Source organism: Sporomusa sp., assembly GCF_035561155.1.
In the GTDB taxonomy this organism is placed as follows: Bacteria; Bacillota; Negativicutes; order Sporomusales; family Sporomusaceae; genus Sporomusa.
The window spans coordinates 1-8,563 of record NZ_DATMYD010000170.1 but is presented as its reverse complement, the minus strand read 5'-3'; the positions used below and the strand labels follow the sequence as shown (position 1 = coordinate 8,563).

General features: G+C 43.3%; 6 protein-coding genes. 2 read left to right on the top strand and 4 right to left on the bottom strand.

Annotation, left to right across the window (positions count from 1 at the left end):
* Positions 1–267: 267 nt before the first annotated feature.
* The 3 genes from VN447_RS23195 to VN447_RS23185 form a co-directional block, all read right to left on the bottom strand.
* Complete coding sequence (locus VN447_RS23195; protein WP_325528827.1) at positions 268–1,881, bottom strand: polysaccharide biosynthesis protein; 1,614 nt, start codon at positions 1,879–1,881, stop codon at positions 268–270.
* A 48-nt stretch (positions 1,882–1,929) separates the two neighbouring features.
* Entirely contained in the window at positions 1,930–2,532 is a 603-nt protein-coding gene (locus tag VN447_RS23190) for a DedA family protein (protein WP_325528825.1), read from the bottom strand.
* Positions 2,533–2,863: 331 nt separating this feature from the next.
* A complete protein-coding gene (locus VN447_RS23185) occupies positions 2,864–4,297 on the bottom strand; it encodes a PIG-L family deacetylase (RefSeq protein ID WP_325528823.1) in 1,434 nt (477 codons plus the stop codon).
* A gap of 71 nt (positions 4,298–4,368) precedes the next feature.
* Between VN447_RS23185 and VN447_RS23180 the strand changes: the two genes are divergently transcribed.
* On the top strand, positions 4,369–5,046 hold the full coding sequence (locus VN447_RS23180) for an N-acetylmuramoyl-L-alanine amidase (protein WP_325528821.1): 678 nt from the start codon (positions 4,369–4,371) through the stop codon (positions 5,044–5,046).
* Between the two features lie 23 nt (positions 5,047–5,069).
* Positions 5,070–5,783, top strand: a complete 714-nt coding sequence (locus VN447_RS23175) for a polysaccharide deacetylase family protein (protein ID WP_325528819.1) — start codon at positions 5,070–5,072, stop codon at positions 5,781–5,783.
* Between the two features lie 273 nt (positions 5,784–6,056).
* Here VN447_RS23175 and VN447_RS23170 read toward each other — a convergent pair whose 3' ends face one another.
* On the bottom strand, positions 6,057–8,285 hold the full coding sequence (locus VN447_RS23170) for a vitamin B12-dependent ribonucleotide reductase (protein WP_325528817.1): 2,229 nt from the start codon (positions 8,283–8,285) through the stop codon (positions 6,057–6,059).
* Between the last annotated feature and the right edge of the window lie 278 nt (positions 8,286–8,563).

The window sequence follows — 8,563 nt, the reverse complement described above, 5'->3', positions numbered from 1 at the left end:
TTGGTGTAGGATTTATGTGTGTAAGGTTTTTCATGGCAGTTTAATTTTACACTGAGAGGCAGGTTCTGCGGAACCTGCCTCTCGTATTTTTTTCAAAAATTTAGGGGCCGCCTCAATTTCTTATTGAGACAGCCCCTTTTTCTGTTATCCCTTCCAGTCCGGCAGCAACAAAAAATCGCAGTAAGCTAAAACTTACTAGGTCTTCCACACGAATGTTGACGCTAGAGCTGTTAGCCGTGATATCCTTCTAATGTTTGAAACTAGCGCCTAAAAAAGCCGCATATAGTGAAAGGCGCGTATCAAATAACTACCTAAAAACGGCACCCGCATTAGGTCTTGCTCAGTCAGTTCTTTTAGCAGCAATAAGATAATTCCATACACCCCAACAGCAACAATCATATCTACCACTATTGTTAGCATTCCACCTGCATGGTGCAAAAGAATGCCGTTTGCTGCGTACAGCGCGGCCCCCATCACACCAGTGGCCAAAACGATCTTGGCCACTCCGTTAAACGCCATACGAAATCCGGTATAGTGGTAAACAAACACCAAATTGAGCAAAGCAGCCACGCCAATATCAGCGTTGGTGGCCCAGCCAGCCCCTAAAATGCCAAACCCTGATAGCGCGGTCAGGTTCCAATTAAGTGCCACTTTCACTACCGCCGCAATCCCCATATTAACTAACGGTAAAGCAGTATGGCCCATACCTTGCAAAATACTGGTTGTCACTTGATGAATACCCAGTAAATACACCCCGAGCGCTACAACCTGCACTACTGCCCCGGCCTGCGGTGCATGATACACTACGGCTGCCACCGGCGTGGCCAAAATCGCTAACCCAACGGCAGCAGGAATCGTCACTAGATTGGTCAGCCTTATGGCTGCAACTGTCCGGTGTTTGATTTGCTGCGTGTTATTGGTTGACTGCGCTTCAGCCATTGCAGGCACCAAGCTTGTGGCCAACGCTGCCGTTATCAGCGTAGCAAGATTTACAAGCGGCACCGCCATGCCTGTCAAGTATCCGAACAATTCGGTAGCTTGTTCCACTGTGTAACCAGCCGCTTCTAACCTAACCGGCACGATTAAGAGGTCTATATTCGATACCAGCGGCAACATGATACTTGACAGCGACACCGGCAACGCCAATCTCACCATGCGGTGCATTAGACTTACGTCGCTTTCAGGCGTTAAACCCTTATCGTTACTACTACTATCAGGCAAAGTACGCTGCAACTTAAAATAGTAGTAAATTAGCACAACCAACCCTGCAGCAGCGCCCACACCAGCCCCCATGCTTGCGCCGCCTGCCGCATAATCAATCCCCCACGGCAACATCCAAGCGGCAAAAAGCAGCATAGCGCCAACGCGAAATAGTTGCTCAACAATCTGCGATACAGCCGTCGGTGTCATTTGCTGCCAACCTTGCAAGTACCCACGGAAGCTTGACAACATAGTGACAAGAAAAATAGCTGGAGCCAGCGCTAGAATAGCGGGATAAGCCCGGGCATCCCTAATAATCTGATGTTCAACCAGCCACCCGGCTCCGAGATAGACAGCCCCGCTTAATAGTAACCCGGAAATGGCCAATACGGTCAAGGATAAGTAAAAAACACGGTTAGCCCCCCGGTAATCCCGGAGAGCTACCTTTTCGGCCGTGATAATTGAAATAGCTACCGGAATACCGGCTGAAGACAAGCTAAGAGCAAGAAGATAAATGGGAAAAGCCATCTGATACAGGCCGATTCCTTCACCACCTAAAACCCGGGAAAGAATAATCCAGTTTAATGAACCGATGACTTTGACAACCACTCCGGCTACAGTTAACGCCAGTGTTCCCTTTAAGAAGTTGCTTGTGCCATTACTTTTCTTTTGACTAACCATAATCCCTATTATTCATCCTTCCGCTAGTAGGCGCATAACTACTTGTTATTATGAAGTTTGCTTGGTATGCCTTCTCCGATAATAATAGAGGGCGATGGCAGCAAGACCGACAGCGACGATCAGGCTGGCCTGATGGCCAATGGTATTTATTATTTGCCAGTTTTCTCCTAATAATTTACCAGCATAAATTAATCCTATCGTCCAGGGGATTGACCCCAGCGCAGTATAAAAAATGAATTTGCCAAAATCGACTTTGGCAAAACCGGCCGGTAGAGAAATGAAGGTACGCACCACTGGCAGTAGCCTGCTGATAAACACAGCCTTAAGCCCGTAATGATCAAACCACTTTTGTGCCAACTCTACATTGCGTTTGGACAATAAGACATACCTGCCATATTTAGCTATAAACGGCTGGCCACCATAGAATCCCACATAATAGGCTACAACTGAGCCAATTAGTCCGCCAACTACCCCAGCAATGACAGCCAGAGTGAAATCCAACCGGCCGAGATATACTAGATACCCGGCAAAACCAAAAATCAGTTCACTAGGCACCGGGATACAAGCGCTTTCCAGCGCCATTCCGATAACGATCGCCGCGTAGCCCCATAGGGAGATATACTCTATAACTGCCTGAAAAAATTGCTCCAAAAAAAATTCGCCTCCCATTGCTAAAACACATTATTTTAATTCTTATAACTGTCTCGGCAACTTTCTTTTTAAATACCTTCATCAACATAGCACTAACTATGGCCCGAATTCTGAACTAGATTCTTTACTCTGACCATCTTATCTTCAACGATTAGACCTTCTTCATTAAATTACCTTCTTACAAACGAGCTTATATATAACTTTCACTGCAAATCAGATTTTATTAAGGAAAGAGAGCCTTATACCACTTTCAGGAGGCAAGGCTCTCTGTAACTTATTGGCATTTAATCGTTTGCAGCTACTTAATTTCGGTTACTTGCTCTTTGCTGCCTTAATGTGCTTGTATCCATGCAGGCTGCCACACTGTATGATTACTGACCGCTCCGAACTTATCTTTAGTCAGTACCTGAATAAAAAAGTAGTCCGGTAATCCTTGCGGGGGATATGGAATTTTAATTATTACATCATCTTGAGAACGAATGATATTATCCAGGGGTAGATTTGTATCTACCGCGCTGAAAAAAAATTCCTTCTTTTCCCGCTGCAGCTTGCTCTGCAGTATACGGAATTCCACTATTGACACATGATACCTCATTCTTTTTTTCAAAAAATCCGGCACGTGAAAACGCAGCCACATGGTCTTATTTTGAGTAGCGCCTTCTATATCTACGATATTCGCTCTATACTCGAGCGCGCCAAGCGGATTGACGCCTCGTGAAGTGACTAAAATTGGCTCCTGATTTTGCCACGCATCCAGGCTAGATAAATCTACCGCTGATAATTCCTGCTTAACGGCCGGAATGTGAACCTCTTCAAACAACTCATTTTTTCTAATGAAACTATTTAGCAGGCTTGACATTATTGGAACCCGCAGTTGACTTACGTATTCTCTGATGGATTGCTCTTTAATATATTCGTTGTCAGAATCTAGTACATATGTCTTCCATTGATCATTATGGCTCTGCTGTAACGGCCTTGGCGGCAGCAGTACTTCCTCCGGTCTATATCCATGGGGTATTGGAAAATCACCGCGGTGGACCAAATAAGTATATAATTCAGGCTTGGGTGACATTCCACTGTTACTAAGCCTTACAAAAGAAGCAGCCACAAAAGCCCAGGTTGCCGAGTGATCAGGATGTTCGTCAGCAGGATGGGGTGATAAGATCAGGGTAGGCTTGAACTCACTCATAACTTGCCCGAGATTGGCTAATACCCCTTCTCCGGCATAAGGGGCTTCTTTCTGATAACTGTTGTTGTAAGGTGAATGATCACTGTCGGTATACCTTGACCGGTATGGCTGGCTGCTATTCCAGTTATCCGCCCAGATTGCCCTAAGACCTCGATCAGGATAACCCAAAAAGATAATCTGCTTTTCCGTCAGTCCCAGCCAACGTAAGGCATGAAAGGTTTCATCCTGTCGGGCATACCCAGACCGAATATAGTCAGAACTAGTAAGAAACAGCCGGTGAAACTGTTCCTTTGCGGCAAAAGTAAAGCCATCGCCGTTGGTCATGATGACGACCATAACTTGTCCACCGCCAGCGAGTACGTCACGAATAATGCCCGCACAACCAAGAGTTTCATCATCACAATGGGGCGCAATCACAAGCAGTCTGGTCTCATTTAGTACGATAGGCAATGACGGCAATGGTATGTCAGCTTCCGGTTTCTCCTGATAATAAAAATATAAAGAATTAATACCAAATAAAACAAGAACGAAGCATATAAGTACTGCCAGCAGCTTATAAACGTATCGTAAAATCATAACTATCCTTTCCAATTAATTTGAAATATCTTTTTATTTTTCGCATATATTTAGCAGTGAGGTGAAATGCCATGAGGATTTTATACATTGGTAAACGTCACTTTAGCCTTTTTTTAATACCTACTATGTTATTATTAAGCACCTTATATGCACATAATGCTACCCATATAATAACCGACAAGGTTGTTGTTGTAGATGCGGGGCACGGCGGTATTGATCCCGGCGCAAACCGTCCAGGCGTGCTCGAAAAGGATATTAATCTGGCAGTTGCACTCCAGCTTAAAGATGTGCTTAACCAGTATGGTGCTAAAGTTGTATTATCCCGCCAATTAGACGTAGAACTTAGTACCGAATGTGACAACGAGAAGGTCAGAGGGCGTTATCACCGTGATTTGATGGCCCGGGTAGAAATGGTGGAAGAATCAGATGCAGACTTATTTATCAGTGTCCACGCTAATGCCGTTACCAACGCCAAGAGGCATGGTGCCGAGGTTTTTTATTATAACAAGTCGGAAAAGGGAAAGGCCTTAGCCAATTCAATACAAGCTGAACTCTGTAACGTTACAGAGACAAGCCGGACAGCCAAGGACGCAGACTACTTTGTACTGCGCCGTAACAAAATTCCTGCCGTTCTCATTGAGGTTGGCTACATTACTAATATGGAAGAGCGCCAGCAATTGCAATCTCCTGAATATCAGCGCAAGCTTGCCGAGGCAATCGCTAAGGGTGTTTATACTTTTTATCAGTAAAAGCATGAAAGGGTGAACTCCCTATGAAAAGCTTTCGCTTGCTGTTTTATACGATAGCCCTGCTTGTTACTATAGCAGGTGTAACAGAAAAGAATTTATCGGGCGATGCTCAAACAATCTCTAAGGTTCCTACTACGCATAAAGTAGTAGCATTAACAATAGACGATGGACCACACAATAAGGTAACACCGGAGATCTTAGCAATCCTAAGGGAAAAACACGTAAGAGCAACCTTTTTTGTTCTTGGAGTGAATGTGGAGAAGTTCCCCAAAATTTTCGCTCAAGAAGTAGCGGATAGCCATGAGATTGGCACTCATACTTTTAGTCATCCGTCATTGCCTAATCTAAGCCCGCAAAAAATTTCGGAGGAATTCGAAAAAGCGGAAAACGTAATTTTATCAATTGCGCCTAAGCCTACTTTATTCCGACCGCCTGGAGGGTTTTATAATTCTCAAGTACTTGATACAGCCCATAAGCGGGGTTATACGGTGATTTTATGGTCAATTGATCCGCGGGACTGGAGCTGTCCACCTACAGACAGAGTTGTTGACAATGTATTACGGGAGATTAAGCCTGGCAGTATTATCTTGCTGCATGACGGTCAATACCCCTTACCCACACCACAGGCTCTAGGAACTATAATCGATAATCTTCAGGAGCGCGGTTACGAATTTGTCACAGTAAGTGAGCTATTGCAGTACAATGAAGTTCGGCATTCATTCAGTAGTCTTTTTTAATTATACGGTTCATCTATTATAGACTGCACCCGTCTGATTAGAACCATTCGTTCAAAATGGCGAGTAATTATAGAAAAAGAAAAGACTTCCTAACCCTCTATAAGTTAGAAAATCTCTTTTGAAGCCAGAAAGTATGGATTTTTTGCTCCAAGAAAACAGGCCTGCCAGGAACTCCCGGCAGGTCCAGACGTCGTTTTCAGGATATTAACTCAACCTTTACTCTGGTACTTCTAAAATTGGGAAATGCCGGTCCTATCCCCGTGATTTATTATCCTAACCGCATTTACTGAATCCGCAATGCCGGCAAATTACGCAACCGCCTTCGTGCTCTACTGTCTTACCGCATTCCGGACACCCATTAATTGATGCTATAAGAACATTATTGTTTTCAACTTTTTCACCATTTTTGAATTTCATCACTTTTTCTATAACCTTGCCAATCGCATCAGGACATGATAATACCTTCAAGTCTTGTTGCCTGATTGTCGAATGACACCTTATTCCCTTTAACTGATCTATGATCGAATTGGCGTCCATTCCGGATCTCAGAGCAATTGAGACTAACCTTGCCGTAGCTTCAGATTGTGAAGGGCAGCCACCGGCACGGCCAGTGTTGGTGAAAACCTCACAGATACCATGCTGATCATAATTTACAGTAATAAATATAGTTCCGCAGCCAATCTTAACTTTTTCAGTAAAGCCGGTAGTTATATCAGGTCTGGATCTTGGGGCAAAAAAACCTTGTTTAGTTTCTGTCATGGGGGTTTCCTGATTGGGTGTCTCTTTTCCGTTAACTTTACCGATATTAAGCACCTGCAACGCCCTGCTGCCGTCCCGGTAGATTGTTACACCTTTGCAACCTGTCTGATACGCTAAGTTAAATACATCCTTAACGTCTTCCCGTGTTGCTTTACTACTGAGATTAACCGTCTTAGAGACGGCATTATCGGTATATTTTTGAAATGCTGCCTGCATTTTCACATGCCATTCCGGTGAAATATCATGTGCGGTAACAAAAACATCTTGCAGCGATTCCGGTATTTCTGCCAACCCTTTTATTGTTCCCTTATTGGCAATTATCCTCATTAATGAATCAGTGTAGAATCCACCGGTTATGGCAACTTGTTTAAAAAATGGATTTGTTTCAATTAGTTCTTCATTATCCATAACATTCCTTATGTAAGATAAAGCAAACAAGGGTTCAATACCGCTGGAAACACCAGCTATTATACTTAACGTTCCAGTTGGCGCTATTGTAGTTGTGGTTGCATTTCGTACCCGGAGCCCCTGCTGTTGATAGATGCTTTTTTCAAAATGCGGAAACACGCCTTTTAGTTCCGCCAATTCCATTGACGCTTTCCTTGATTGCTCCTGAATGAAGAACATTACCTGTTCCGCAAGTGCCAATGCCCTTTGCGAATTGTATGGGATATTCAACTGACAAAGCAGATCTGCCCACCCCATAACACCTAACCCAATTTTCCTGGTGCTTTTTGTCATCTGATCGATTTCGGGTAGTGGATATTTATTCACATCAATGACATTGTCCAAAAAATGAATGGCTTTTTTCACAACAGTGCCAATTCGTTCAAAGTCGATATCCGGTTCGTCCTCTGTATCTGTTATCATCAGGCTCAAATTTATAGAACCGAGATTGCAGGATTCATACGGAAGCAGCGGCTGTTCACCACAAGGGTTGGTACTTTCAAACTCTCCCAGCTCAGGTGTTACATTTCCCTGATTAAGCCTGTCTAAAAATATGATTCCAGGTTCGCCATTACTCCAGGCCATATCTACAATTACATCAAATACGTCTCTTGCGTTTAATTTGCCGATTGCATTCTGATTGTGAGGGTCTATTAAGTCATATTCCTTATTTTCTTCTACCGCTTTCATAAATTCTTCAGTAATTCCAACACTAATGTTAAAGTTTGTAATATCTGCGTTGTCTTTTTTACAAGTAATGAAATCCATTATATCAGGATGATCGACCCTGAGAATGCCCATATTGGCTCCTCTTCTCGTTCCACCCTGCTTTACCGCTTCAGTAGCAGCATTAAAAACTTTCATAAAACTAATCGGACCACTGGCAACTCCACCTGTAGAATTTACAGAAGCACCTTTAGGCCTTACTCTCGAAAAACTGAAGCCCGTTCCCCCGCCGCTTTTATGAATCATAGCGGCATTTTTTAGCGTTTCAAATATATCTTCCATTGTGTCTGCTATCGGTAGTACAAAACAAGCGCTTAGCTGTCCCAAAGGCCTGCCTGCATTCATGAGTGTTGGTGAATTTGGCAGGAACTCAAGACTAGACATCATTTCATAGAATTCATTCTCAATAGCCTGTAACTCTGATACTGAAACATACGGAGCATCTGCACTGGCGACAGCTTTAGCAACTCTGCGGAACATCCCGTCAACATCTTCTAAAAACCGGCCATTTTCATCTTTTGACAAATACCGTTTTTCAAGAACCTTAACAGCGTTATCCGATAAGTACATACAATAACCCCCTGTTAAACACAATATTTAGTATGAGTGCAATCTCATGATACAATATATTGTATCGATTATCATTAAACGCGTCAAGAAAAATATGGATTGCTTTACTTTTAAACACCCTTTTCCGAACTTAATATAAAAATGCTCCCGCCATATTAGGAGGCCACTGAAAAAGTCCCTTTAATACTTAAAAAGGTATAGACCCTCAAGAAAACTGAGGAGGCTGTACCTTTTTTCCTGTATAATAAAGGTATTAAAGGGAGCAGGTGAGTCAAATG